The 25,474-nt window shown below is 69.8% G+C and carries 19 protein-coding genes and 1 pseudogene; 5 read left to right on the top strand and 15 right to left on the bottom strand.

The genetic code is table 11. The features are described from left to right. Positions 1 to 7 precede the first annotated feature (7 nt). Both chrA and MKK63_RS28235 read right to left on the bottom strand, forming a co-directional pair. Positions 8 to 1,375, bottom strand: coding sequence for a chromate efflux transporter (gene chrA, locus MKK63_RS28230; RefSeq protein WP_244007375.1), 1,368 nt, complete (start codon positions 1,373 to 1,375; stop codon positions 8 to 10). Beyond that, on the bottom strand, positions 1,333 to 2,505 hold the full coding sequence (locus tag MKK63_RS28235; protein WP_244007377.1) for a M20 aminoacylase family protein: 1,173 nt from the start codon (positions 2,503 to 2,505) through the stop codon (positions 1,333 to 1,335). Before MKK63_RS28235 ends, chrA begins: the two co-directional genes overlap by 43 nt. A 403-nt stretch (positions 2,506 to 2,908) precedes the next feature. Between MKK63_RS28235 and MKK63_RS28240 the strand changes: the two genes are divergently transcribed. Continuing rightward, positions 2,909 to 3,262 carry a DUF3761 domain-containing protein gene (locus tag MKK63_RS28240; protein WP_244007379.1) on the top strand — a complete coding sequence of 118 codons (354 nt, stop codon included), beginning with the start codon at positions 2,909 to 2,911 and terminating at the stop codon, positions 3,260 to 3,262. Between the two features lie 252 nt (positions 3,263 to 3,514). Here the strand turns inward: MKK63_RS28240 and MKK63_RS28245 are convergent, their stop codons facing one another. Further along, the gene (locus tag MKK63_RS28245) at positions 3,515 to 4,261 is read right to left on the bottom strand and encodes a glucose 1-dehydrogenase (RefSeq protein ID WP_244007382.1); all 747 of its coding nucleotides are present in this window, start codon (positions 4,259 to 4,261) and stop codon (positions 3,515 to 3,517) included. Between the two features lie 104 nt (positions 4,262 to 4,365). On the opposite strand from MKK63_RS28245, the gene MKK63_RS28250 reads away from it, so the two are divergent. Together MKK63_RS28250 and MKK63_RS28255 are read left to right on the top strand one after the other, a co-directional pair. After that, the gene (locus tag MKK63_RS28250; RefSeq protein ID WP_244007384.1) at positions 4,366 to 4,722 is read left to right on the top strand and encodes an ArsR/SmtB family transcription factor; all 357 of its coding nucleotides are present in this window, start codon (positions 4,366 to 4,368) and stop codon (positions 4,720 to 4,722) included. A 604-nt stretch (positions 4,723 to 5,326) separates the two neighbouring features. After that, positions 5,327 to 7,204, top strand: a complete 1,878-nt coding sequence (locus MKK63_RS28255) for a hypothetical protein (RefSeq protein WP_244007386.1) — start codon at positions 5,327 to 5,329, stop codon at positions 7,202 to 7,204. Here the strand turns inward: MKK63_RS28255 and MKK63_RS28260 are convergent. Further along, positions 7,179 to 9,659, bottom strand: coding sequence for a heavy metal translocating P-type ATPase (locus tag MKK63_RS28260; RefSeq protein ID WP_244007513.1), 2,481 nt, complete (start codon positions 9,657 to 9,659; stop codon positions 7,179 to 7,181). The genes MKK63_RS28255 and MKK63_RS28260 overlap by 26 nt on opposite strands. 534 nt (positions 9,660 to 10,193) lie before the next feature. On the opposite strand from MKK63_RS28260, the pseudogene MKK63_RS28265 reads away from it, so the two are divergent. After that, positions 10,194 to 10,806 (top strand): annotated as a pseudogene (locus tag MKK63_RS28265) (glutathione S-transferase family protein). On the opposite strand, the gene MKK63_RS28270 reads toward MKK63_RS28265, so the two are convergent. The 11 genes from MKK63_RS28270 to MKK63_RS28320 form a co-directional block, all read right to left on the bottom strand. Beyond that, complete coding sequence (locus tag MKK63_RS28270) at positions 10,788 to 12,062, bottom strand: ATP-binding protein (protein ID WP_244007388.1); 1,275 nt, start codon at positions 12,060 to 12,062, stop codon at positions 10,788 to 10,790. The pseudogene MKK63_RS28265 and the gene MKK63_RS28270 sit on opposite strands and share 19 nt — an antisense overlap. 19 nt (positions 12,063 to 12,081) lie before the next feature. Then, the gene (locus MKK63_RS28275; protein ID WP_244007515.1) at positions 12,082 to 13,167 is read right to left on the bottom strand and encodes a lysylphosphatidylglycerol synthase domain-containing protein; all 1,086 of its coding nucleotides are present in this window, start codon (positions 13,165 to 13,167) and stop codon (positions 12,082 to 12,084) included. A 151-nt stretch (positions 13,168 to 13,318) separates the two neighbouring features. Next, positions 13,319 to 13,948 carry a uracil-DNA glycosylase gene (locus tag MKK63_RS28280; protein WP_244007390.1) on the bottom strand — a complete coding sequence of 210 codons (630 nt, stop codon included), beginning with the start codon at positions 13,946 to 13,948 and terminating at the stop codon, positions 13,319 to 13,321. After that, positions 13,938 to 14,696 (bottom strand): PIG-L deacetylase family protein, encoded by a 759-nt coding sequence (locus tag MKK63_RS28285; RefSeq protein ID WP_244007392.1) that lies wholly within the window; start codon positions 14,694 to 14,696, stop codon positions 13,938 to 13,940. The genes MKK63_RS28280 and MKK63_RS28285 overlap by 11 nt, the downstream gene beginning before the upstream one ends. 186 nt (positions 14,697 to 14,882) lie before the next feature. Beyond that, the gene (locus MKK63_RS28290; protein WP_244007394.1) at positions 14,883 to 16,121 is read right to left on the bottom strand and encodes a glycosyltransferase family 4 protein; all 1,239 of its coding nucleotides are present in this window, start codon (positions 16,119 to 16,121) and stop codon (positions 14,883 to 14,885) included. A gap of 310 nt (positions 16,122 to 16,431) precedes the next feature. Continuing rightward, on the bottom strand, positions 16,432 to 17,304 hold the full coding sequence (locus tag MKK63_RS28295) for a sugar phosphate isomerase/epimerase family protein (RefSeq protein ID WP_244007396.1): 873 nt from the start codon (positions 17,302 to 17,304) through the stop codon (positions 16,432 to 16,434). After that, a complete protein-coding gene (locus tag MKK63_RS28300; protein WP_244007398.1) occupies positions 17,301 to 18,902 on the bottom strand; it encodes a YcaO-like family protein in 1,602 nt (533 codons plus the stop codon). Before MKK63_RS28300 ends, MKK63_RS28295 begins: the two co-directional genes overlap by 4 nt. 218 nt (positions 18,903 to 19,120) lie before the next feature. Beyond that, positions 19,121 to 20,116: a Gfo/Idh/MocA family protein gene (locus MKK63_RS28305; RefSeq protein ID WP_244007400.1), complete on the bottom strand. Its 996-nt coding sequence runs from the start codon at positions 20,114 to 20,116 to the stop codon at positions 19,121 to 19,123. After that, entirely contained in the window at positions 20,116 to 21,297 is a 1,182-nt protein-coding gene (locus tag MKK63_RS28310; protein WP_244007402.1) for a class I SAM-dependent methyltransferase, read from the bottom strand. The genes MKK63_RS28305 and MKK63_RS28310 overlap by 1 nt, the downstream gene beginning before the upstream one ends. A gap of 77 nt (positions 21,298 to 21,374) precedes the next feature. Then, a complete protein-coding gene (locus MKK63_RS28315; protein WP_244007404.1) occupies positions 21,375 to 22,304 on the bottom strand; it encodes a hypothetical protein in 930 nt (309 codons plus the stop codon). 228 nt (positions 22,305 to 22,532) lie between these two features. Then, positions 22,533 to 23,723, bottom strand: coding sequence for an inositol-3-phosphate synthase (locus MKK63_RS28320; RefSeq protein WP_244007406.1), 1,191 nt, complete (start codon positions 23,721 to 23,723; stop codon positions 22,533 to 22,535). Positions 23,724 to 24,160: 437 nt separating this feature from the next. Between MKK63_RS28320 and MKK63_RS28325 the strand changes: the two genes are divergently transcribed. Continuing rightward, positions 24,161 to 25,462 carry a transglycosylase SLT domain-containing protein gene (locus MKK63_RS28325; protein ID WP_244007517.1) on the top strand — a complete coding sequence of 434 codons (1,302 nt, stop codon included), beginning with the start codon at positions 24,161 to 24,163 and terminating at the stop codon, positions 25,460 to 25,462. Positions 25,463 to 25,474: the final 12 nt, after the last annotated feature.

Raw genomic sequence — 25,474 nt, forward strand, 5'->3', positions numbered from 1 at the left:
CGGGCGGTCAGGCCAAGCCAACCAGCCGCAGCACCACCCCCGCCCCGGCACAGAGCGCGAGGGTGGGCAGCGTCCCGGCGTGCAAGCGGAACACGGCGATGATCGCCGCCAGCGTCAGCAGCAGCGCCGCCGGATCGAGGCTCGCCGGCACCGGCACGTCCAGGCGCAGCGGCCCGAGCGGCACCGTTTCGACCTGCCGGAACAGCGTCCGCAGCCCGAACCAGACCGCGAGGTTCAGGATCACCCCCGCCACCGCGGCGGTGATCGCCGAGAACGCCCCCGCGAGGCGCCGGCTACCGCGCAGGCGCCCGATCAGCGGCGCGCCGGCGAAGATCCACAGGAAGCAGGGCACGAAGGTCACCCAGGTGGTCAGCAGCCCGGCGAGCGTCCCGGCGAGCAGCGGCGGCAGCGCCCCCGGCGCCCGGAACCCCGCCAGGAAGCCCACGAACTGCAGCACCATGATCAGAGGGCCCGGCGTCGTCTCGGCGAGGCAGAGCCCGTCGAGCATCTCGCCGGGCCTCAGCCAGCCGTAATGTTCCACCGCCTGCTGCGCCACGTAGGCGAGCGCCGCGTAGGCGCCCCCGAAGGTCACCAGCGCCATCTTGGAGAAGAACAGCGCCACCTGCCCGAAGACCGGCGGCACGCCGGGCACGAGCCAGAGCGCCGCCACCGGCACGAGCCAGAGCGCGAGCCAGAGCGCACCCATGCGCAGGGAGACCGCAGCGCCATCCCGCTCCCGCGGCAGCATCGCGGCGCCGATGAGGAAGCCGGCCTCGTCCGCCCCCGCCTCCTCGGCGGTCGCGTCGGGCCCGCGGCGCGCGAGCCCCAGCAGTCCCGCCGCGATCACCACCAGCGGGAACGGCACGGCCAGCACGAACAAAGCCGCGAAGGCGGCGAGCGCGACGAGCCGATCGGTCCGATTGCGCAAGGCGCGGCCGCCGAGGCGCCACAGGGCGTGCAGCACGATCGCCAGCACCGCCGCCTTCAGTCCGAAGAACAGGCCGGCGACCACGTCGACATGGCCGTACAGCACGTAGAGCCAGCTCAGCCCCATCAGGGCGAGGAGCCCCGGCAGCACGAAGAGGCCGCCGGCGACGAGCCCGCCCGCCGGGCCGTGCATCAGCCAGCCGATATAGGTCGCGAGCTGCTGGGCCTCCGGGCCGGGCAGGAGCGTGCAGAAGCCGAGCCCGTGCAGGAAGCGCCGCTCCGAGACCCAGCGCCGCTCTTCCACGAGGATCCGGTGCATCACGGCGATCTGACCGGCCGGACCGCCGAAGGACAACGCCGCCACCTGGGCCCAGACCGGGACCGTCTCGGCCAGCGACGGCGCGTTCAGGCCGTCAGCGGCAGCCCCGTCTCGATCAGGCGCGCCCAAAGGGACGCTCCGTAGGGCGCGGCCGCGTCGTTGAAGTCGTAATGCGGGTGGTGGAGCGAGGCACTGTCGCCGTTGCCGATGAACATGTAGGCGCCGGGGCGGCGGCCGAGCATGTAGGAGAAATCCTCCGCGGTCATCATCGGCGCCACCGCCCGGTCGACGTTCTCCCCGCCCACGAGCGCCTCCGCGACGTCGGCCATGAACTCGGTCTCGGCGGGGTGGTTCTCGGTGACGGGGTAGCTCGATCCGAACTCGGTCACCCCCGTGGCGCCGAATCCGGCCGCGATCTCCGCCACCAGGGTCTCGATCCGCGCCTTGATCTGGGACCGAACCGCCTGGGAGAGCGTGCGGATCGTGCCCCGCATGGTCACGGTCTGCGGCAGCACGTTGAACGCCTCGCCGGCATCGAGCGCGCAGACCGACACCACGGCCGATTGCAGGGGATCGAGGCTGCGCGCCACGATGCTCTGCAGAGCGATGATGACGTGGCTTGCCACCAGCACGCTGTCGACGGCGTTGTGCGGCAGGGCCGCGTGGCCGCCCCGCCCCTCGATGGTGAGGGTGAACCGGTCCGTGGAGGCCATGATCGGCCCCGGCCGGATCGCGAAGGTGCCGACCTCCATGCCGGGGATGTTGTGCATCCCGTAGACCGATTCGACGCCGAACCGCTCCATCATCCCGTCCTCGACCATCGCCTCGCCGCCGCCGCCGCCCTCCTCGGCGGGCTGGAAGATCAGCACGGCGGCGCCGTCGAAATCGCGGGTCTCGGCGAGGTATTTGGCGGCCCCGAGCAGCATGGCGGTGTGCCCGTCATGGCCGCAGGCGTGCATCGTGCCCGCCACGGTTGAGCGGTAGGGCAGATCGCGCACCTCCTGGATCGGCAGCGCGTCCATGTCGGCGCGCAGGCCGATGGCGCGGTTGGAAGAGCGGCCTTTGCCGCGGATCACTCCCACGATTCCGGTCCGGCCGATGCCTGCTACGACCTCGTCGCAGCCGAACGATCGCAGTTGGTCGGCCACGAACCCGGCCGTGCGCTCCACGTCGTAGAGCAGCTCGGGATGGGCGTGCAGGTCGTGCCGCCACGCCTGCATTTCGTCGGCGAAATCGCGGATCCGTTCGAGGACGGGCATCGGTTCGGAACTCTCGGAGCCTGCGGGTCGCAGGACGACCAGCAAAGCCGGGGCCAGAGCCGGCGTCAACGGCTCCGCTTGAGGACCCAGGTCTGCAGCCACGCCCGGGTTTCAATCACTGCGTTACGCACTTGCCAAGCTTCGCCTTATGATCATGGTGCGATAGGGTCGCGATCCTCAACTTGAGGATGCATCCATGCGCTGGCCCGTGCTGCTGTTCCTGGTCGTTCCGGTGGCGCCACCGCTGCTGTCGGCCGCGCCGGCTTCGGCGACGCCCGGGATACGCAAGGCCCGAGGCTGCCATAGCCGCCCGCGGCACTGCCATCCGCGTTGGGAATGGCGGACCAACCGGCGCGGTCGGCATCACGGCGCCGGCCGCTTCTTCCGGGATTGAGGCGCCGCGATGCGCGTCAGTCTCGGGATCGCCCTCCCCCTCGCGGCTCTGACGGCGCCGGCGTGGATCTCACCCTTCGCGCCCAATGCCGCGCTGGCCCGCGCCTGCTTCCAGCCGGACGAGGGGAAACTGGAAAGCCACCAGCACTATCGCAGCCGGCGGGACGATTGCGAGGTCCATGGCCCGGCGAAGTCGCTCGACGGCGGCAAGCCTGACGGCGCTTCGGCCAGATGCCGCGACGGCACGTGGAGCTTCAGCCACTCCCGCAGCGGGACCTGCTCGGGTCACAAGGGCGTCGAGCGCTGGGAGAGCGGGGGCCTCATGGAGCCGCTGCCCGGCGGCGGAGCGAATCCGCGCGCTTGAATCGAGACATCTCGGTGCGTCACCCTCCCCTTAGTGGACTTGCGGATTCACATATCGGGTCCGGCAACACCGATTCGGGTGAAAACCCAATCAGCGTGATCGTGTGAGAGGACCGCTGAGGGTGGAAAGCCGAGGGTCTGCTTCCGGTGCGAAAGACAGCAAAGCAGAATCTATTTAATAGTTGACGTAGTTCGATAACACTCGTCCTGCGCGCAGTCTGTCCGGGCCGCGCGCAGGTATGGTCGTGATGTATCAGCGGATACCGCCGCTGGCGGTGATGTTCTCGCCAGTAAGCCAGCGCGCGTCATCGGACGCGAGGAACGTCACGACGCCCGCGATGTCATCCGGGTGGCCAGCGCGGCCGAGCGGTGTCTGCGCGACCATCCCGGCCTCCATCTCCGAGCCGGAGATGCCGGCCGTGTGCGTGCCTTCGGTCACCACGTAGCCGGGGCTGACCACGTTCACGCGTATCTTGCGCGGGGCCAACTCATTGGCGAGGACGCCCGAGATCGCGTTCACCGCGCCCTTCGTGCCCGCGTAGACCGCCGCCGCAGGCGTATGCACGTGCGTGATCGCCGAGGAGATGTTCACGATGCTCCCACCTTCGCCGAGATGCTTCGCTGCCGCCTGGGTCGCCAGGAGGACGCCGAGCACATTGACGTCGAACTGGCGCCGATAGTGTTCCTCGGTGACCTCTGCAATCGCCGCAAACTCGTAGATGCCGGAGTTGTTGACCAGCACGTCGAGCCTTCCGAACTCGCGCACCGCCGCCTCGATCACACTCTGCGCCTCGGAAGCTTGAGACACGTCGCCCTGGACAGCGATGGCCCTGCCGCCGACCGAGGTAATCGCCGCTACGACGGCGTCGGCCCCGGCCCGGCTGGACGCGTAGTTCACCACCACGGCGGCGCCTTCCTGTGCCAACGCCTTGGCGATCCCCGCACCGATGCCTTTGGATGCTCCGGTCACGACGGCGACTTTGCCCTCAAGCTTGGACATGTGTGCTATCTCCGACATGGAGGCTCCCGGATGGCAGCCTTTGACCCATAGTTCGGAACTTCGGAACTAACGGAGCGTCGTTCAAGGCCCCATATGGACGAAATATGAGACCCCTGTTTCACCCCGCCATCGAGGACGTGCGTCCAGAGGCGATCCTGCACGCGCTGGCAGATCCGAGCCGGGCGGCCATCTTCGCCAAAATCATGCAGGCGGGCTGTGTCGAGGCCTGCTCGGCAGTCTCGGCAGTTGGAGACCGGGTCATCCCAAAATCCTCGTTGTCCAACCACTTCAAGGTTCTGCGCGAGGCTGGTTTGATCCGCAGCGAACGTCACGGCGTCGAGGTGCGCAACCATTCCCGCTGGATGGAGGTGGAGGCACGCTTTCCCGGTCTGCTGGCAGGGATCATCAATGCCTACGCTTCCGATGAGGGCTCCCACTCGCATGCTGCGGAGACACCATAAATACGCGACCTAGTGCATCTATCCAGACGGAGGCGTCAGCCGAGTCCGGAAAAATTGATGCAAAACCAAAGAACTAGCGCTCACTCGCATGAACGAAGTGAATGCGTCAGAGCACTAGCACTACTTTGGCAGATTGGCGTACAGACCTAAGAAAGCGTAGCAGGCGGACAATTATCCGCTTCAACAGCGACCTAAGGTCATAGAAATGAGCGGCATTCTGGCGTCATTGCCTACCGTCAGGTAGCGCGACGCCGACACCCTGAATGGGACTGCCAAAGTAGTGCTAGGTCCGCTTCCGAGAATGCTCCAATGCATCGACGGCGACCCGCAAGGGTCGAAAGCTGCCCTCACATGTTCAAGCGGATTGAGTTTTGACCCGAAGGTTAGGGTCGAACGCGGGTCCCCTCTTCCGTGCGGGACAGGGGGCAGGTCGCGCTCTGCGGCCAGCATCTGTGCCGACTGGAGATGCGTGAACATCGTAGCCTTTGTGGAGGAGGGAGAAACGCGGGGTCGCCCGGCCTGATCTCGACAATGGAAGCCGACCCCCGGTTCATACCCCGGTAAGCGCGGAGTGCGACCATGCCGCCGAGCGCGGGATCCCTGAATGACGAGTCTTGCCGGAACGCCGCCGCGCCGCGCGCAAGTCGACCGCTCGCCCTTCGAAAGCCCGGCGCTGCTGGTCGTGCTGGTCCTGGTCGCCCTGTTCGGCCTCTACGATCCGCGCAACCTCGCGCCGATCTTCGATCACCTGCGCCTGCCCGATACCGACGACATGATGCGCCTCGTCGGCGTACGTGACCTGCTGGCCGGCCAGGGCTGGTTCGACGCCGTACAGCACCGGATGCTGCCGCCAGCGGGCATCCCCTCGCACTGGTCCCGCTTGATCGATCTGCCGATCGCGACTTTGATTCTGGCCTTTACGCCGATCCTCGGGCGCGCCGCCGCGGAGGGTGCCACCGCAGCCCTGTGGCCGGTCCTGCTGTTCGTCCTCTACAGCGTGTTGGCGGGGTTCGGTATGCGCCGCCTGTTCGGTTGGCGCACGGCCCTGCTGGTCCTGTTCGTCGCGCCGCAGACCGCCGTGTTCATGAACGTGTTCCAGTTCGGGCGGATCGACCATCACAACGCGCAACTCTGCGCCGTGCTGGCGATCGCCCTGGCGCTGGCGGATCCGGCCCGGCGGCTGCAGCGCGGGCTGCTGGCCGGGGCCGTCGCCGGCCTGTCGCTGGCGATCGGGTTGGAGACCCTGCCGGTGATCGCGGCGGCTGGACTCCTCGTCCTCGCCGATTGGGTGCGCGACGGCGAACGCGCCGCCGGCCTGCTCGCAGGCTATGGGTTCGGCCTGTTCGGGGCGAGCCTGCCGCTGTTCGGCCTGCAGACGGCACCGGATCTCTGGGGCGTGCCGGTCTGCGACGCTCTGTCCCCGCCCTGGCTCCTGCTGGCCGCCGGCGCCGCCACGGTCGGCGGAGCGGCCCTTGTGGCCGGGCAGCGGGCGGTCGGACGGACCGGGCGCTGCCTCGTCACGGGCCTCGTCGGCGCCGGGATGGCGGCCGGCTTCCTTCGGATCGCGCCGTCCTGCCTGTCCGGCCCGTTCACCGGCATGGACGACCTCGTGCGCACGTCCTGGCTCGACCAAGTGGACGAGATGCGCAGCTTTCCGCACTTCCTGCGCAGCGAGCCGGATGTCGCGCTGTCCAACATCATGCCGATCCTGGTGGCGGCCCTCTACGCCGTCGCGATGGCCCTGCGCGAGCGGGCGCCGGACCGCCGCCGCTTCTTCATCGTTGTGGCGGCCCTCATCGTCCCGGGCGCGCTGATCGCGCTGGGGCAGGCGCGGGGCATGTACGTCGCCGGGGCCTTCGTGCCGCTGCTCGGCGCGATCGCGCTCGACCGCGCCGTCACGGCGCTGCGGATGCCCGGATCGGGACTGCACCGGCTGGCGCTGGTCGTGCTGGCCATGGCGATGCTGAGCAAGGCCTGGGTTCTCGTCACCGCTCCGCCGGCGCGCCTGCTGGCTCCGGCCACCATCGGGTCGCAGAGCGTGCCCGTTTCCAACTGGCGGGCCTGCACGGCGCCCGCCGCCTACGCGGCCCTCGATCGGCTGCCGCCGGGGATCGTGCTGGGCAGCATCGATCTCGGGCCGCCCCTCCTGCTGATGACGCACCATGCGGTCGTCGCCGCCCCGTACCACCGCAACCTCGTGGGGATGCGGGCCGCGATCGAGGCCGCGGAGGGGTCCGAGGCGACGCTGCGGCGGGTCACCCTGGCACGCGGTGCCGATTATCTGCTGCTCTGCACGGCCGCCCTCGACCGGGCCGACGCCGGCAGGCCCGAACCCTTCGTTACGGATCTCGCCCTCGGCACCGTACCGTCCCCGGACTGGCTCACGCCCCTCGCCGCCCTGCCGGACGGCTCGGCGCTCCGGATCTGGCGCATCCGGCGCGACGGATCCGACACGCTCAGGCCACGCTCGAACGGGTCGTAGAACCGCCGGCCCGGCGCAGGCGCAGGGCGTTGCCGAGGACGAACACGCTGGAGAACGCCATCGCGCCCGCGGCCAGGACCGGCGAGAGGGCCGGCCCGCCGAAGGGCACCAGCACACCCGCCGCGATCGGGATCAGCGCGGCGTTGTAGGCAAAAGCCCAGAACAGGTTCTGGCGGATGTTGGCCATGACCGCCCGGGACAGCGCCAGTGCCTCCACCAAGGCGTCGAGGGATCCCGACATCAGCACCACGTCTGCGCTGTCGACCGCGATGTCGGTTCCGGTTCCGATGGCGAGCCCGACATCGGCCTCGGCCAGGGCCGGCGCATCGTTGATCCCGTCGCCCACGTAGGCGACGGGCCCGTGTTCCGCCCGGAACCGCTGGACCGCCTCGACCTTCCCGCCCGGCAGAACCCCGGCCACCACGATATCGATGCCCAGGCTCCGCGCGACGCCGGCCGCGGCACCCGGATCGTCGCCCGTCACCATCGCGACCGCGAGGCCCCGCGCCTTCAGATGCGCCACCGCCTCCCGGGCCCCGGCCTTGACAGGGTCGGCCACTGCCAGAACGGCGGCGTGGCGGCCGTCGAGGGCGAGATGGATCGGGCTCCGGCCTTCCACCGCGAGTTGCCTGGCGCGGGCCGTGAGGTCCGGGTCCGGGACAATGCCGAGGCGGTCGAGGAAGCGCGGCGCACCGAGCGCGACGTTCCGGCCCCCGACCCGACCGAACACGCCGAATCCGTCGACCGCTTCGAAATCGTCGGGCGCGGTGACTTCGAGATCACGCGCCCGCGCCGCCGCCACGACGGCGCCGGCCAGCGGATGCTCGGAGCGCGTCTCCAGGCCGGCAGCAAGCGCGAGGGCTTCGGTCTCCGAAAGGCCGGGCCGGGCGACGAGATCGGTCAGCCGCGGGCGGCCCTCGGTCAGCGTGCCGGTCTTGTCGAGGGCCACGATGCGCACGTCGCGCAGGCGCTGGAGGGCCGCTCCGTCGCGGAACAGCACGCCCCGGGCGGCAGCCCGCCCAGTGCCGACCATGATGGCGGTCGGGGTGGCGAGGCCCATCGCGCAGGGGCAGGCGATGATCAGAACCGCCACGGCGTTGACCAGCGCCGTTCCCAAAGCGGGTGCGGGCCCCAGCAGCAGCCAGCCGAGGAAGGTCGCCACCGCGATCGCGATCACCACCGGCACGAAGCGCCCGGTCACACGATCGACCAGCGCCTGGATCGGCAGTTTGCCGCCCTGGGCCCGTTCCACCAGGGCGGTGATCTGAGCGAGCACCGTGGCGCCGCCCACCGCGTCGACCGTCAGGTCGAGGCTGCCGCGGCCGTTGAGGGTGCCGCCGACCGTCCGGTCGCCCGGCGCCTTGCGCACCGGGGCCGGCTCCCCGGTCACCATGCTCTCGTCGACATCGCTCGTGCCGGCGACCACGACGCCGTCGGCGGCGACGCGCTCGCCGGGGCGCACCCGCACCACGTCGCCGAGGCGGAGCGCGGCGAGCGGCACCTCGATCTCGGCATCGTCCCGGATCACCCGGGCAGTCTTCGGCGCAAGGTCGATCAACCGGGCGATGGCCTGCCCGGTCCGGCCCTTGGCCCGCGCCTCCAGGTTGCGGCCGAGCAGGATGAGCGTGACGATCAGCACGCTCGCCTCGAAATAGAGATGCGCCGCCCCCGCGGGCAGGAGGCCCGGCGCCAGGGTCGAGACCACGGAGTAGAGGTAGGCGGCTCCCGCCCCCAGGGCGACCAGGGCGTTCATGTCGGGATGCCCGCGCAGCAGGCCCGGCACTCCGCGCAGGAAGAAGCGGCGGCCCGGCCCGGCGAGGACCAGGGTCGCCAGCACCGCCTGGATCAGGGCCGTCACGGATCCGCCGTGCAGGCCGGGCAGGACGTGACCGCTCATGTCGAGGACCACCACGGGCGCGGAGAGGAGCGCCGCCGCGATCAGGTCGCGACGCAGCACCCGGGCCTCCTCGGCGCGGCGGGCTGCCGGATCGGCGAATGTCCCGGCGTCGAGGGGGTGAGCGTCGTAGCCCGCCTCCGCCACCGCGGCCACGAGGTCGGGAATCGCCACCAGCCCCTCGGGATGCCGGATCGCGGCGCGCCCGGCGGCGAGGTTGACGCTGGCCTCGGTCACGCCCGGCACCGCGGCAAGGGCCCGCTCGACCCGGCCGACGCAGCTCGCACACGACATCCCGTCGATGACCAGCAGACTCTGCACCTCGGGCACCGGATAACCCGCATCCGCCAGCGCCGCCGCGGCCTCGGCCGGGCCGGCGTCTCCGCCGAGGACGAAACTGGCCCGATTGGTCGCGAGGTTGACCGCCACGTCCCGGGCCCCCGGAAGCGCAGCGAGCGCTCGCTCGACCCGCCCAACGCAGGACGCGCAGGACATCCCCTCGACCGGAATGTTCAAAGCGATGGGGGCCGACAGGCCACCGGGTCGGATCGCGGTGTTCATGAGGTCCAAGATGGGGATCCCCCGGGTGAGTCGACCAGGGGCTCGCCAGAAGTTGAGCCGCATGGGCGGCATGTCGATGCGCCGGATCCCCGATCCGGTTCCGCGTCGCTACGCCCGTGCGGGCTCGCGGATCCACATATCGGTGTTGGATAGGCCATACGGGCGGCCGGGCACCTCCCTCCCCCTGTGCGAGCTACGGGCTACACAGGTTTGAAGTCTCAGAAGGCTCAGTCGCGAGCTTGAAGGCGCGCGGGTCCTCTCTCCCGAGCGGGAGAGGGGGCCGGTCGCGCGCTCTCATCAGCCCCAAGACCCACACCTGTATAGCCCAAAGCTGCAAGCCGGAGGGAGAGCGCGTTGGCCATCGAACCGGATCGTTCTGCAGCCGTCGAACGCATCGAAACGCGATCCGTGAATATCGCAGCCCGTCCGGGAAAGGGCATGAGATTCGTCGCAAAGCGGCTGCGTTCCTCCAGCCGTGTTGTAACATCGGAAGCCGTCGGCCAAGCTCAGGCCACAAGCGGAGGGGGGATAAGCATGACCGAGCCACTGACGATCTACGGCGATCCGGGCTCCGGAAACTGCTTGAAGGTCAAATGGGTCGCCGCCTATCTTGGCCTCCCGGCGACGTGGCGCGACGTGGACGTGCCGGGGGGCGGGACGCGCCGGCCCGAGTTCCTGGCGCTCAACCCCGCCGGCCGGGTGCCGATCGTGGTGTTTCCCGACGGCGCCGTCCTGTCGGAATCGAATGCCATCATCATCCATCTCGCGGAGGGCTCGCCCCTGATCCCGCAGGCCCCATTCGCCCGGGCGCGGATGCTGCAATGGATGTTCTGGGAGCAGTACAGCCACGAGCCCTACATCGCGGTCCGCCGCTACCAGCTTCACTACCTCAAGCGCGCGTTGGACGAACTCGATCCGAAGCTCGCTGAACGGGGCGCCGACGCCCTGCGGTCGATGGAGGAGACGCTCGAACGCTCCGCCTTCCTCGTGGGCGACGCCCTGACCCTCGCCGACGTGGCGCTCGTGGCCTACACCCGCATGGCCCACGAGGGCGGCTTCGACCTCGCGGATTATCCAGGCGATCCGGAGCTGGATCAGGCGTGTCGAGGCCGCGCTCGGGATCGGAGCCTATGGGGGACCGGCCTGACCGGCGGCGGCCGGTCCCGCGTGGGCAGCGCCGTATTCCGGCAGGCTGACCCGCGCAACGGTCCCCTGGCCGAGCGTACTCTCGATGGTGAGCCGCCCCCGGTGGCGGTTGAGGCTGTGCTTGACGATGGCGAGCCCCAGGCCCGTGCCGCCGCGCGCCCGGCTCGACGCCACGTCGATCCGATAGAAGCGCTCGGTCAGCCGCGGAATGTGCTCCGGCGCGATACCGGGCCCGTCATCGGCCACCGACAGGACGATCCGGCGGCCGAGCCGGGGATCCTCCTCGCGGCTCAACCCGACACTGATCCGGCCGCCACCGTACTTCACGGCGTTCTCGATGAGGTTCTCGATCACCCGGACGAGTTCGTCGGCATCGCCGGCAACGCGATAGGGGCCGTGGCCGTCCGTGAACCCGATGGTGGCACCCCGCGCCTCGGCGGGGGGGCCCTGGGCATCGACCATCTGGCGGGCCAGAGCGCCGAGATCGACCACGCCGGTTGGGGCCACGTGCTCTCGCAGCTCGATCCGCGAGAGCGAGAGCAGGTCGTCGATCAGCCGCGTCATGCGCAGCGCCTGGACCCGCATGATCTCAAGGAAGCGCTCGCGGGCCGGAACGTCCTCGCGGGCTGGCCCCTGCAGGGTCTCGATGAAGCCGATCAAAGTGGCGAGCGGCGTGCGCAGCTCGTGGCTCGCATTGGCCACGAAATCGACCCGCATCGCCTCCAGGCGCCGGGCCGAGGTGAGGTCGCGCAGGAACAGCAGCGCGCTCACGCCGGATCCGTCGGGCATCGGCAGGGCGCCGATCTGCACCTCGAAGGTCCGTTCCAGCGGCACACGCGTCGAGAGGGCCACGCGGCGGGGCAGGCCCGAACTCAGAACCGCCTCGACGCCGTCGAGCACCTCGGGGTCGCGGAGCGCGAAGGACAGGGGCCGGGCTTGGTGCAGGGCCGGCAGCAACGCACGGGCGGCCGGGTTGGCCTCCACCACAAGGGTGCGCCGATCCACCAGGATGACCGGATCGGGCACATGGGCGAGCAGCGCCTCGGCCACAGCGTGGCGCTGCGTGGTTGCGGCCGGCCGCGGCGGCGCCTGAACCGGACCGCGCCCGCCGAGCCAGCCGCCGAGGCAGATCGCGCCGAGCCCAGCGAGGATCAGCGGGAGATCGAGGCGTCCGGCAAGCGCGACCGCGACACCGAGCAGACCCGCGGCGATCGCGGCACCGGTCCAGGCCGGGGAACTGCGCAGGCGGTCGGACATGGCGGGCCGTCCGGTTCCGTCAGCGCGGTCCGGGCTCGTCGCGCCACGCCTGGCCGGAGGGGCCCGCGGTACCTTCCGGAGGGCCCGGATCGCGCGCGCCGGCTGCGCGCTTCACGATCTCGTAGAGGCCGAGCATCGCGAGCGCGGTCACGAACGGGACCACGTAGTAGCAGCCTCGGAACAGCAGCAGCGAGGTCAGCACCTCGTTGCGCGGCAGGCTCGATAGGGCCAGCAGCACCGTCGCCTCGAACACGCCGATGCCGCCCGGCGCGTTCGAGGCGATGCCCAGCATGGCGGCCAGGACGTAGACCGCCAGGAAAGTGGTGAAGCCGATCGTCGTCTCCTGCGGCAGCAGGACGTAGAGCACCGCCGCCGCCGCGCAGACATCGCCGATGCCGACGAGCATCTGACCGATCGAGACCGAGGCGCCCGGCAGTTCCAGGCGCCATTGCTTGACGGTGATGCTGCGCTTCTTGGCCGAGACCCAGGCGAGGTAGCCCAGCACCAGGGCGAGTGCCGCCAGACCCACCGTCTGGTTGATCCGGATCGACGTGAAGGCGAGACCGGCGAGCTGCCCCGCCTCGATGATCAGGCTGAGCCCCAGAACCACGCCCATGCCGAGCCAGAAGGTGAAGCCGGCGATCACCGTGAGCGCCGCGATCTTGGCGGTGCTCAGGCCCTGTCGGGCATAGATCCAGTAGCGGATGGTGCCGGCTGTCAGCAGCGGGAAGCCGAGGGTGAAGCTCACCGCGTAGCTGGTGAACGAGGCGAGCGCGGTGATCCGGTACGGAACCTTGATCTTGAGCTGGCGCAAGGCCAGCGCGTCGTAGCCGGTGAGGAACAGGTAGCTGATACCGACGAACAGGAAGGCGAAGCCGAGCTGCCGGCCGGTCGCCGCCGCAATCGCGGCGCGCACTTCGGCCCAGCTCACGCTCTGGACGAGCTTCCACAGCACGCCGAGAGAGACCGCGAACAGCACAATGCTGGCAGCCGTGCCGATCCAGGCATAGCGGCTGGCCAGGCTCTTGCGCTTTGCAGCCGCGGCCTCCTGCTGAACCGGCTCGGCCGGATCAGCCTGCTTCCGGTGCTGACCTTGAAAATTCATGCCGTTCGGCGTCCGCCCTTCCGGCTGCGCGGCCCGGCGCAAGGCCGTGGGCCCGTACCGGATGGTCCCGGACCGCGGCCCGTTGCCCCGCATGTAGGCCGAACGCACGCGCAAGGCCAGGGAAGGGACCACCGGAACGCGCGTTCTATCCTCAGCCGGCTGACCGATCGAGGAGCGCGGCGGCGTCCGACAAGCCGCGCCGGATCCGGGTGGGCACCTCCGGCGCGGTGCAGACATAGGTCGGGCTCGGATGCGGGATCCGGATGATCGGCAGGCGGGGGCGCAGCGCGGTGATCGCGGGCGCCGCGTCCCCGGCATAGCGACCGGCCAGGACCGCCACGGCAAGATGCGGCAGCAGATCGAGCAGCGGCGCAAGATAGGGCGCCGCCGCCACGACCTCGGCCCGGCGGGGCGCCCGATTGAGAGCGCCCTCGGCGTGGATCAGCCAGGGGACCGCGTTCCAGATCAGCGTGTCGGCCCGGCTGAGCCCGGCCTCGGCGAGGAAGCGGAACAGGTTGGCGGCGGTGCCGTTCGCGCTGTCGCGGGTGACGAAGCCGGTGCGCAGCACGGCCGGGCCGGGTGTCTCCAGCAGGAGCAGCATCCGAGCCCCAACGCCGCCGTCCAGGGGGTCGGGCACGGGGACCGGGGCGCCGCGCTCGGCGGAGATCCGCGCGGCGAGCGCGCGGATCGGCGCGATGTGCGGCGCCGCGAGCAGCGCGCGGCGGGCCGCGAGGGCGCCCGGATCGGCCAGCGATTTGGGTGCCTGCGGCTCAGGCGGCATCGAACCCTGGAACGCTGGGGCCGAGGCGGCCCGACAAGCGAAAGCGCTCGACGCCCTCCTCCCGGGCGAGCCGCGCATCGAGGCCCGCCGTGCCGCCGAACTGGAAGCCGATCTGACTGGCATAAGCGGCGCAGGCGGCGCGCTTCCGGGCCTGGGCATCCGAATCGAGTGTCACTGCGGCTTCGGGGTGCTCCGCGAACAGGGCCGCGAGCGGCTCCCGGGGCGCAGCCTCGCGCACCGTGTAGGGAAAGTCGCGCCACCACAGGATGGGCAGACGCGGATCGAGGCTGCGCAACGCCCGGACCGTCTGGACGTGATCGACATGGCCGCCGATCGCCTGCGGGGCGAGGAGGAGATCGGGTTTCTCCGCGGCGATCAGCTCCGCGAAGGCGGCGGCGAGGTCGGCCGCGATGCCGTCATCCGCGCGGGTCTCGGAAAACAACTCCGGCGCGGAGCCGTAGCCGCGGTGCGGCGCCTCGCGGAACGGCAGGTGCACCGGCGGGGTAATGCCGAGTACGGCGGCGGCCAGAACATCCTCGTCCCGGCGCAGAGCCATGTAGTCGATTTCCGATGACAGCCCTTTGTCGAGTTGGCAGGCGAGCGCGAACCCCTTCGGGTCGGCGACGCTCCCGGTGAACAGCGTCGCCATCACCACCCGCCAGCCGCCCTGCGCGAGACGCGCCAGCAGGCCGCCACACGAGAAGGCTGCGTCGTCGAGATGGGGCGAGAGCGCGAGCGCAGTGGGCATGGTTCACGGCCTGTCGGCTGAGGGGAAATCCAACCCCTGACCTCATCCTGAGGTGTCGGAGCGCAGCGGCGGCCTTGAAGACGGTCTTCAGGGATCGCCGCATTCGCTGGAGGCCTCCTTCGAGGCCCGCTGGCGCGGGCACCTCAGGACGAGGGGCGGGTGAAATATCCGCGAATGGGTCGGTTCTCAGAGCAGGTGCGGCTCGGCCCGGAAGCGGCAGGTCGGATCGCCGGGCAGGTCCGTCGCGAAATCTGTGGCCGGGCTTTCACCCCGCACCTGCGCGTAGACATCCATGATCTGCCGCCCGACCGCATGCCAGGAATAGACCCGCCGGCACTCCTCCAGCCCTGCGGTCGCGAGGCGGCGGCGCAGATCCGCATCCGTGATGACCCGAGTCAGGGCGGCGGCCTGCGCGGGCACGTCGCCCGGATTGGTGAGCAGCCCGTTCTCCCCGTCGCGCAGGCAGTCCGACACGCCGACCGCGTGGCAGGAGACCGTGGCAAGCCCGGCCGCCAGCGCTTCCAGGATCGTGTTGGAGAACCCCTCCGCGTAAGTCGGCGAGACGAACACGTCGGCCCGGCGGTAGAGATCGGGCACGGAGCCGTATTCCGCGTAGCCCGTGAAGGCGATCTCGCGCTCCGAGAAGGCGTGCTCCGCGGCGAGCGCCTTGGCCGGTTCCACGTCCGGCCCGATCCCCGAGATGGTCGCGGCGAACGGCGTGCCCTGCTCCCGCAGGATCGCCAGGGCGTTGATGAAGTCGAGCACGCCTTTTCGGCGGTCGACCCGGCCGTGATAGAACAGCCGCACCGGCCCGGCATGGGGCGCCGGCAGCCCGTCGGGCGTGCCCTGCGCGAACCGGTCGGTATCGACCGCCCCGGGCACGATTGTGAACCGGTCCGGGTCCGACCCGAGGCGCCCGCAGACCTCGTCCACGAAGGAAGCGCCGCCGATCAGCAGCGCATTGGCGTGGGCCAGCACCTCGCACATGGCGACGCGATGGGTCTCGCAGCAGGAGCCGACCCAATGGCCGTCGCCGCCCTGGATCGAGACGACGCTCGGCACGCCGAGCTTGCGGGCGGCGAGCAGCACCGCCCAGCCGGTCGGGTAGCCGTACTGCGCGTGCAGGATGTCGAAGGGTTTCCGCGCGTGCTCTTCGGCGATCGCGTCCACCATCGTGGCGATGTCGCGCTCGAAATCGCCGGAGGTCTGCTCCCCCAGCTGCTCCAGGCCGATCACCCGCACGCCCGGCACGGGCGGCGGCGGCCCGCCGCCGTAGACCCGGGTGCCGAAGGCGTCGCCGCGGTACTGCGAGATCATCGTGACGTCATGCCCGGCGTCGACCAGCTCGCGCAGGAGGTTCTGCGCGTAGACGCTCATGCCGGAAATGGCCGGGAAGTAGCGGCGGCTGAGGAAGAGGATTCTCATGCTTGCACCGTGTGGCGCTTTCCGTTGGAGACGGAGCGCAACCTGCCCCTTCTCCCGTGCGGGAGGGGGTTGGGGAGAGGGCTGAGAAGCTTCAGAACTGAACACGCCATCGACGTGCGGTCGGGACGAGCCTCTTCCGGCCACTTCTCGTCCCTCACCCTGTCCTTCCCCCACACGGGAAAGGGGACCTGCGCCCGATCTTGAACGCGCGCGGTCAGAGCGGATGTTGGAATTGCCATGCTCGCCGGGAGCCGGGACCCGCGCCATGCTAGGACCATGGCTTGCGTGCCACCGACGGGAACCGCAACCCTCACTGCCATTGCCGCCGCGTCTCCTGCCCGCTGGCGAGGACCGGCCCCGGGCGGCGGCAGCCGCGGAGATAGTCCAGCGCCTGCGGGATCATCACGTCGGCCCGGTGGCTCTCGCGGGACAGCTCGACGCAGATCAGCTTGCCGAAGCCGATTTCTTCCAGCGCCTCCAGCACCCCGGGTACGTCCATGTCGCCCTCGCCGAAGGGCAGGTGGATGTGGCTGCCGCGCTTCATATCTTCGATCGCCACCGTACCGATCCGGTCGGCAAATTCCCGCACGGCCGCTGCCGGCTCCCGCTCGCCCGTCACGAGGCAGTGCCCGGTATCGAGGGCGAGCTTCAGCCCCGGCACGTCGAGGGCGGCGTAGTCGTCGAGCGTCTCGATCAGCATGCCGGGCTCGGGCTCCAGGCAGGGCACGACCCCGGCCTCGGCGGCGAAGCCCGCAACGTCGTGCAGCCCCTCGACCAGCCAGCGCAGCGCCTCGTCGTGATCGACCCCGGGCTTCGGCACGCCGGCCCAGAACGACACCGCCTCGGCGGACAGCATCGCGCCGATCTCGATCGCCCGCTTGAGGAACCCAACCCGGCGGGCGCGGCCCGCGGCGTCGGCGGTGACCAAAGTCGGCTCATGCTTGGCGTTCGGGTCGAGGAGGAAGCGGGCGCCGGTCTCGATGACGCAGGTCAGCTCCAGCTTCTCCAGCAGGCTGGCCACGCGGCCCGCCTCCGCTGCCCAGGTATCGGAGAACGGGTCGAGGTGGTGGATATCGAGGGTCAGTGCCACGCCGTCGTAGCCCGCGGCCTTGATCAGGTGGAGCGCGTCGTCGAGGCGGTGGTTGGCCGCGCCGTTGGTGTTGTAGGCGAACCGGAGCGTCACGCCGCCCTCCCCTTCCGCTGAGTGAGACGGAACGGCGCGTGGTGCGATTCCGGCTCGCGATAGAGCGGATAATGCCGCCCGACGATCCGCTCGGCCAGGGCGGTGTCGAACAGCGGCTGGCCGCCGAAGCGTTCCAGGGCTTCCGGGGAGAGGCGCACCGGCCGAAGGGTCTCGCTCTCGGTTCCGAACCGGATCAGCGGATGGTCGCGGTCGATCAGCTTCTGGGTATTGCGCGCGCCGATCCGGTAGTAGCTCATGGTTTCGACCTCGAGCCCCGGCACGATCGCCTTGACCACACCGACCCCGCCGCCGGGGGGCGAGCACTCGACGTAGAGCACGTCGAACCCGGCCTCCAGCAGCCGGTCGCAGGCGATCTTGCCGCGCGCATGGCCGTCGGCCGCCGGGGTGGAGGGCAGCTCCGAGAAGCGCTTGGTGCTCCGCTCGGAATAGACGGTGTCGGCGAGCACGGTGCGCAGGTCGGCAGCCGGCAGCTCGATCCATTCGAGCATCGCCTGGAGGGCACGGCTCTCCTCAAGGTCCAGGCTCGGCAGCGCCTTCTGGATGAACGCATCGATGTAGCCCGGCGGGGTCACGGTGGCGGCCATGTCGAGGGGGCCGTGCCCGAAGGTCTTGCGCACCCGCGCGGCCTGGAATTCCAGCAGCGCCTTGCGCAAAGCCCTGTCCCGGTCCGGATCGCAGGCCTCGCCGCAGGCCGAGAGGGCGATCGGCGCCGGCGTGCGCGCGGGGTCCTCGTCGTAGCCGACGACGTAGAGGTTGGTCAGGCCGAACTGATCGGTGGCGAATTTCGGCAGCGCCCGGATGCCGAGGTCCTTCAGCCGCGCCAGCATCGCGGCGTTCTCCGGCCCGATGCCGTCCAGATCGAGCATCACGCCCTGGTCCAGCGCCCGGAACAGTAGGCCGTTGCCGTCCCGCTGGAGCAACTCCAGCACGCCGTGGCCGAGGGCGAAGGGCACGTCCGGCCCGGCACCGAGGCCGTTGGTGATCAGGTTGGTGAAGGGCTTGTAGCCCTCCGACAGCTCGAAATAATCGGTGGCCGCGATGTCGAGCGGCATCAGCACGATCTCGCCCGTGGCGTGCCGGACGCTGGGCGTCCATTCGAGCACCGTGTCGCGGTCCACCGGCGAGCCGGCGGGCAGGCAGAGCGTCAGCGGGTCGGCGACGGATTTTTCGCCGTAGACACGGGCGAGGTCGGTGTAGCTCGACCGCTCCTTGGCCCGCGGCAGCACGGCCAGCGACGGCATCAGGTTCTCGGCGATCTCGGCGACGGCGCCGATCAGAGCCTCGTCGTCAGTGGCGCCGTAGCCGATCCCGGACGGCATGGCGCCGACGAAGTACGGGTCGTCGAGGAACAGAGCTACGAACCAGACCGGGATGCCGGTGCGATCGAGCGGCGCCAGCGGGAAGCCGACGATGCGGCCCTCCGGCAGGACGTCGAGATAAGCCTTGACCGGATCGGGCAGCGACGCGGGCAGGCCCTCGATCTGGCGCTTGGCGCCGAAGCGGTAAGGGCGCGGTGCCCTGATCCGCTCGTGGCGGGCGCGGTCGTCCTGATCGTGGAAGGCGTCTGGGTTGCTCACGTCGTGTTTCCGTCTTCCTCGACCCGCCGATGCCGATGCCTAATCCAAACACACATCCTCATCCTGAGGTGCCCGCGAGGCGGGCCTCGAAGGAGGGCTCCAGGGATCGCGTGGCCGGCTGGAGCCCTCCTTCGAGGCCTCCGCTGTGCTCCGGCACCTCAGGATGAGGGTGTGGGTGGGAGATGCCGGTGTTGGTTCCGTGAGTGTCTCGTCCGTCGCTACCCCTGCCCGTAGGCGCGGGCGACGAGCCGCATCGTGTGAAGGTCGCGGGACGCCGCGTACGCGGCCCGTTCCTCGGGCCGGCGCAGGGCCGAGCCGAACGCGCGCACCTGCTCGGTGAAGGGCGAGCTGTCGGTGTCGAACACCATTGGCTCCGCGCGGCCGCTGGTGCCGTCGATAAAGGTCAGCGAGCCGCCGGCGGTCTGGCCCATCGTGTTCTCGGCCACGAGCATCCCCTTCGTGCCGACCACCTCCAGGCGGCGGCGGGGCAGCGCGTTGGGGCAATTGTAGGCGACGTGCAGGCTCGCCAGCGCACCGCCCGCGGTCTGCCCGATCAGCAGGGCACCGTCATCGACCGCGTAATCCTGGGCCTTGATCTGGGTCAGGGCCGTGATGGTGGTGATCGGCTCACCCGTAAGGAAATCCACGAGATCGATCCCGTGCGGCGCGAGGTCCATCAGCGCGCCGCCCCCGGCCTGGGCGGCGTCGATCCGCCAGTTCGGCTGACCGGCCTCCGACCAATCGCGTCCGAGCCAGCAGGCGTAGACGATCCGCACGGCCGTCACCGTGCCGAGCCGCCCGGCCTCGACCTGGGCACGGATCATCCGGTGTGCCGGGTGGTGCCGCTGGTCGAAGGCGGTTCCGTAGAAGATTTTTTGGGATTCGACCGCCTGCGCGATGGCCTCCGCGTCAGCGAGGGTGGCGGCCATGGGCTTCTCGCACAACACCGCTTTGCCGGCGGCGGCCAGCGCCTCGACGGCGCCGCGGTGCAGATGGTTCGGCGTCGCCACGTAGACCGCCTCGACCTCGGGCTCGGCGATCAGGCTGGCGAGGTCGGCATGCCCTCGGGCGCCCGCCTGTTCAGCCGCCGCGCGACTGGTCGGATCCGGATCACAGACCGCGACGAGACGATGGCCGGCGGCCCGGATGCCGGGCTCCATATAGTCGCGGGCGACCCAGCCGTAGCCGACGATGCCCCAACCCACCCCGTCCATCACCAGCGCTCCGGCAAGTCGACGAACTCGCGGACGCGGACGCGCTGCGTTTCCGGCGTATCGAGGGAGCCCTCGAACGTCAGGTGCTCTGGGCCGGCCGAGTGCAGCGGATAGGTGGCGCGGGGGGCGTATTCCGCCTCGTAGCGCTCCGACGGCCAGCGGATGACGTAGTCATCACCCTCGAGCGCGTAGAGCGGATTCAGACGCAGCACGGTGCCGGGCTTCGGCAGGGTGAGGCCGTCGACCAAAGCGCGGGGCGCCGGACGCATCCCGGGTCCGCACACCACCGAGAAGGCCTCACAGGTTCGCAGGGCGGTGGGCTCTCGCGGCGCCGGTGCCCGGACCTCGACGAGCGCCCGGGTCAGCTCCGCATCGTCATACACGAGGGCGTCGGGGAAGAGCTCCGCGATCTCCTCGGCCGTCACCGCCCGTCCGGCCGAGAAGCCGGGGCAGTCGCGGTTGTGGATGTGGCTCAGCGCCAACCAGCCGTCGTCTCCGGCGTTCTGGCGCAGACATTCGAGCAGGGCCGCCTTGTCGTCGAGGAAGTAGAAGGCATCGTTGCAGGCCACGAGATCGACCGGCGCACCCGGGATCGGCCAATGGGCCGAGCCCGCGTCGAAGCAGACGAGCTGCGCCTTCTCGCCCACGACCCAGTGGCGCGCGACCCACAGCTTGGCGAAGACCACGTCGGCCCCCGAGACCTTGCAACCGCGCCGCTGCAGCTCGCGCAGGTAGTGGCCGATTCCGCAGGCGAATTCGAAGACGCAGACGGGTTCGTTCCAGTGCGCCTCCAGCAGCGACAGACCGGCCAGGAAGGTCGGATCGCTCCAGCGGTGCAGGAAATAATCGCCGACGCGGCCCCAGCCGAGACGGTGAACGGCATCGCGCAGGGTGGCCGTGCGCCGATCCTTGATGAGCTGGATGATCCCCGCGGGGTCGGCAGGCGGGCCGTTCCACCAATCGTCCTGATCGACCAGCAGGGCGGCCAGCGCTTCGTCGGCCTCGCCCGCGTCGACATGGACCAAGACCCGCTCGACCAGCGCCTCGCGGTTCACCCGCAGATACGGGATCCCGTCGATCACGGGCCAACGCGCACCCGTCCCGGCGTCCCGCAGGGCGTGCGGGCCGTCGGCCTTCAGTGGGTTGCCGGTCTGCGGCGAGGTAAGTTCGAACGGGATCATGGCTCTCGGGACCGACCGGGCAGATGGGCCACCGGGTCCGGCGATCAAGGCAACAGGTGCGATCAAGGCAGGTGCGATCAAGGAATGCGCATGTCGGCGAGGACGCGATCGTGGAAGCCCTTCACGGGTCCGGCATGGACCAGCTCCCACTCGTCGAGCACCATCCCCATGGTGGTCGAGGCACCGCGCAGGTGCTGGGCGATCTGGAGCACCCGGTCGATGCAGTCCGCTGCATGGAAGGCACGCCCCTCCCCGGTGGCATCGTCCGGCAGCACCGCGCGGGCGCGCTCGACCTGGGTCCGAAGGGGCTCGTCGAGTTCGGCGAGCGCCCAGACCGTGGTGGTGGCCATGATCGGCCCGAGATGGTCGCCGAGCAGCATCTCGCCGGTGAAGCCCGCATCCGGCATGGCGGCGTTGTGAAAATGGTGGGCCATGGCGGCCAGGAACACGGTGCCGGGATCGGCCCGGTAGAACGGGCTGAGGCACACGCCGTAGGCCGCCACGATCAGACAATGCTCGGCGTGGTTCTCCGGCGGCTCCAGCAGGATGCGGGCACGACCCGGGCAGGTGACGCCGGCCCGTGGCTGCTGCGCCAGGGCGGCGACGAAGCCTGGGAGGGAACCGAACGCGGCTGCCGGACGCGGAGCGAGCCGCGCCCGCAGGCGTGCCCTCAGATCCGGATCGAGTTCGCCGGTCACGGCGTCGAAGCCTGCGATCAGCACCGCGGACGCCGCCTCTTCCGACAGGCCGGCCGCGGTCAGGAAGGCCGCGTCGAGATCGCAGAGACGCGTGGCCGCAAGCGTCGTAGCGGTGATGTCGAGGGCGACGTCGTCGGGCGAGGCTCCACCGGTGAGACGCCCCCACCCCTGCGCGAAGAGCCGCTCCGCGATCGAACCGGTACGGCCCGCGGAACGCACGCGCTTGAGGTCGTTCATCTCGACCAGAAGGTCGCGGAGTGCCTCCGGTGCGGCGGTGCCGGATTGGGATCCTGGGTTCTCGCTGGTCATAAGCTCTTTCAGACAGCGGGCAGCAGTTCGGGCGAAGCCTTCATCGGACTCCATGAAGCCCTTCCCTGTTCGCCAACCTTTCAAGGCCGAGGCACAGGTCCCCTCCCCGTCTGGAAAAGGGTCAAGAGTGGTGCAGACGGAACCGCCGCATTCAGTCCTGAACCACCCCCACCTTCAGCTCCTCCCCCACATGGAGGAGGAGCGTACAGGGCGGTGCGGCAGCCTCGTTCAGTGAACGCCGAGCCAATCGTGCAGCATCTTCTCCTGCTTGCCGAAGGCGTGCTCCGGCCCACGGCCGTTCTTGACCATCGGGGCCTTAAAGAAGGTGGAGAGCTGTTCCTGCACACCACCATCGCCGCGCGTGTGGGCAAGGTCGAGCACGCGAGCGATCTCGATCACCAAAGGCGCCGCCAGAATCGAGTCCTTGCAGAGGAAGTTGACCTTCACCTGCATCCGCTGACCCATGAAGCCGGTGACGTCGATGTTGTCCCAGGCTTCCTTGTCGTCGCCGCGCGGGCGGTAGTAGTGGATATGCACGAGGTGGTCCTCGACCGGGTAGCCGAGGATCGAGTCGAGCACGGTGCCTTTGGTGTTCAGCTTCGACTGGAGCGAGTTCGGATCGTTCAGCGCGAGGCCGTCGCGATTGCCGAGGATGTTGGTCGAGAACCAGCCGTCGACGTGCAGCGCGCGGGCCTTGAAAGCGGGGGCCAGCACGGTCTTCATCATGGTCTGGCCGGTCTTGCCGTCCTTGCCGGCGACCGGCACGTTCAGCTCCTTGGCGAGTTCGAGGAGCGCCGGAACATCGGCGGCCACGCTCGGGGTGAAGTTGGCGTACGGGATACCGCTCTTGATCGCCGCGTAGGCGTAGAGCATTGCGGGCGAGATCGCCTCGTCACTCGAATCCAGGCCCTTCTCGAAGGCGTCAGTCGAGTTCAGGGTCGGGTCGTTCAGGTCGGGCCAGCGCTCTGTCGAGGCGAGGTTCACAACGACGACGTCGTCGAGGTTGCTTTCCTTCTGGAAGCGCCGCAGGTCGTTGGCGATGACAGAGACCGCCTCGCGGTGGTCCTTGGCGACGATGCGATTCTGGCCGTCAATGTTCTTGCAGAACTTGGCACTGCCGACCGCCGGCCAAGGCGTGATGCCCTTCAGAGCACCGGCGCCGTCCTCGATGTCGTCCTTCGAGAGGACGCCGTGGCCGCTCGCGGCGGTGGCGAGATCGTCGCCGTTCAGGTCCCATCCGCCGAAGACGAGATCCTTGTAATCGGCCAAGCCCGCTACGGAGAGGCCGGCGAGCGGGAGCCCGTCAAGCCGGTTCGAACCGGATTTGATCATTTCGATACCGGCGATGGCGGTGGTGGCGACGGCGCCACCCATGCCAACGAACGCGACACCGACACGGCGACCGGACTGCATGCTCATTGGAAAAAGTTGTCCTTGTGGGGACGCGGGTGGCGTCTTGAAGGGTCCGTCACGGGACGGAAAGTTCACCCCCCCGGGGTCGTACCTAACTGGCTCATCGCTGCGGCGTTCCAAGCCAAATGCGACAACATTGCCCCTTCATGACACGCATTTCGCGAGAGCGGTCGGCGCTCTCATCGCGAGACAACACGCCAAAACAAGACCTTGGCGCTGGCGATAACCGCGACGGATCGGGAGCGGTTTCAACGCGGGTTGCGGCGGTCCGCGTCCTTAAGGCGCCCCTAAAGCGCACGGTTAACCCTTCGTTGACCGTGCCACGCTTGGATCACGACGTCGTCCCATTCTGGTCACGGCCGGCGCCGATACGGCCGCCGATCAAAGAAGCCCGGCCGCGAGAATCCGGGCCGACGCAAGGGCCGATCTGAGAAGGACCAATGATGGGGGTTTTCCCGGAGCCGGCGCAGCGCGCCGACGACGTGAGCCGACTCGTGCCGAACGCGAGCTGCTTCGAGACCGAAGCCGTGGCGTGGCTGCCGCAGGCCGGCCGTGGGATACGGTGCCGGTCGGGCCGCCGCTCCGGCCGGGACCGGCTTCGTCAGGTCTCGGGGACGCTGGCCCTGGGTCTCATGGCCGGGTTCGGATTGCCACAGGCCGCCTTCGCGCCCTCTTATTTCGCGCCTGCCGCCCAGGCCCACGACCGGGTCGACACAAGCCCGCGCGCGGCCCAGGCCCTTGCGGCCCAAGTACCGGCGCCGGAAGTCGTGGCGCCGGAACTCTCGGCTCAGGATATGGCCCTGCGCTCGACGCTCGATCAGGATCTGCCGCTGGACGCGCAACAGCAGGACGCCTCGCCCGATGCCGCGCTCCGGTGGAATGGTCTGCCGGTTCCGGAACAGGAGCCTGCGACGACCGCGCTGATCCAGGACGACCTCGCGGCTCTTCCGCGGGTGACGCAGGATCAAGGCTCCGACACCGTGCGGTTCGGCGAGCGCACCGTACCGCGCAAGGTGGTCGACACGATCGTGAAGGCCTCCGACCAAGCGGGCGTCGATCCCGTCTACATGATGGCGCTGGCCGACAAGGAATCGAGCTTCGACACGGACGCCAAGGCCGCGACCTCCTCGGCGCAGGGTCTGTTCCAGTTCGTCGCCCGGACGTGGCTGGAGATGATCCGCGATTACGGCGCCCGATACGGGCTCGCCGAGGAGGCCGCCGCCGTGAAGGGCCGGGGCTCCGCGATCACGGTCGCCGGCGCCATGCGGGCGCGGGTGCTCGGCCTGCGCAACGATCCGCGCGTCGCGGCCCTGATGGCGGCCGAGCTGATCAAGCGCGATCGCGAGCGGATCGAGGCCCGGGTCGGCCGGGCCCTGACCACGACCGAACTCTACCTCGCGCATTTCCTCGGCACGGCCAGCGCCGGGCGCTTCCTCTCGCTCTCCTCCGAGAAGCCCGACGAGGTGGCCGGCCGCGCCTTCCGCAGCGCCGCCCGGGCCAATCGCAGCCTGTTCACCGAGGCGGACGGCGGCAAGCGTCGCAGCCTGACCGTCTCCGAGTTGCACGACCGGCTCGACGGCATGATCGACCGGCGGCTCAACCGCTACCAGGGGGTCGCGGCGGTGGCGGAGGCCCTCGACAAGGCGGAGGCGCAGACCGACGTTGCCACCACCGAAGCCTCTGGCGAAGCAGACACCACCCGGCGCGTCGAGGTGACGGAGGCGCTGCCGCGGGACGGGGTGTGACGGTCATCTCGC

The organism is Methylobacterium sp. J-088 (assembly GCF_022829295.1).
Lineage (GTDB): Bacteria > Pseudomonadota > Alphaproteobacteria > Rhizobiales > Beijerinckiaceae > Methylobacterium.

Bases quoted from the DNA above. Each gene is read 5' to 3' on its own strand.
- MKK63_RS28240 (WP_244007379.1), top strand. From the start codon at position 2,909: ATGCGCGTCAGTCTCGGGATCGCCCTCCCCCTCGCGGCTCTGACGGCG.
- MKK63_RS28270 (WP_244007388.1), bottom strand. From the start codon at position 12,062: ATGTCCGACCGCCTGCGCAGTTCCCCGGCCTGGACCGGTGCCGCGATC.
- MKK63_RS28325 (WP_244007517.1), top strand. From the start codon at position 24,161: ATGGGGGTTTTCCCGGAGCCGGCGCAGCGCGCCGACGACGTGAGCCGA.
- MKK63_RS28315 (WP_244007404.1), bottom strand. From the start codon at position 22,304: ATGACCAGCGAGAACCCAGGATCCCAATCCGGCACCGCCGCACCGGAG.
- MKK63_RS28245 (WP_244007382.1), bottom strand. From the start codon at position 4,261: ATGTCCAAGCTTGAGGGCAAAGTCGCCGTCGTGACCGGAGCATCCAAA.
- MKK63_RS28285 (WP_244007392.1), bottom strand. From the start codon at position 14,696: ATGCCCACTGCGCTCGCGCTCTCGCCCCATCTCGACGACGCAGCCTTC.
- MKK63_RS28290 (WP_244007394.1), bottom strand. From the start codon at position 16,121: ATGAGAATCCTCTTCCTCAGCCGCCGCTACTTCCCGGCCATTTCCGGC.
- MKK63_RS28235 (WP_244007377.1), bottom strand. From the start codon at position 2,505: ATGCCCGTCCTCGAACGGATCCGCGATTTCGCCGACGAAATGCAGGCG.
- MKK63_RS28255 (WP_244007386.1), top strand. From the start codon at position 5,327: ATGACGAGTCTTGCCGGAACGCCGCCGCGCCGCGCGCAAGTCGACCGC.
- MKK63_RS28320 (WP_244007406.1), bottom strand. From the start codon at position 23,723: ATGAGCATGCAGTCCGGTCGCCGTGTCGGTGTCGCGTTCGTTGGCATG.
- MKK63_RS28305 (WP_244007400.1), bottom strand. From the start codon at position 20,116: ATGGACGGGGTGGGTTGGGGCATCGTCGGCTACGGCTGGGTCGCCCGC.
- MKK63_RS28260 (WP_244007513.1), bottom strand. From the start codon at position 9,659: ATGAACACCGCGATCCGACCCGGTGGCCTGTCGGCCCCCATCGCTTTG.
- MKK63_RS28280 (WP_244007390.1), bottom strand. From the start codon at position 13,948: ATGCCGCCTGAGCCGCAGGCACCCAAATCGCTGGCCGATCCGGGCGCC.
- MKK63_RS28250 (WP_244007384.1), top strand. From the start codon at position 4,366: ATGAGACCCCTGTTTCACCCCGCCATCGAGGACGTGCGTCCAGAGGCG.
- MKK63_RS28310 (WP_244007402.1), bottom strand. From the start codon at position 21,297: ATGATCCCGTTCGAACTTACCTCGCCGCAGACCGGCAACCCACTGAAG.
- MKK63_RS28275 (WP_244007515.1), bottom strand. From the start codon at position 13,167: ATGAATTTTCAAGGTCAGCACCGGAAGCAGGCTGATCCGGCCGAGCCG.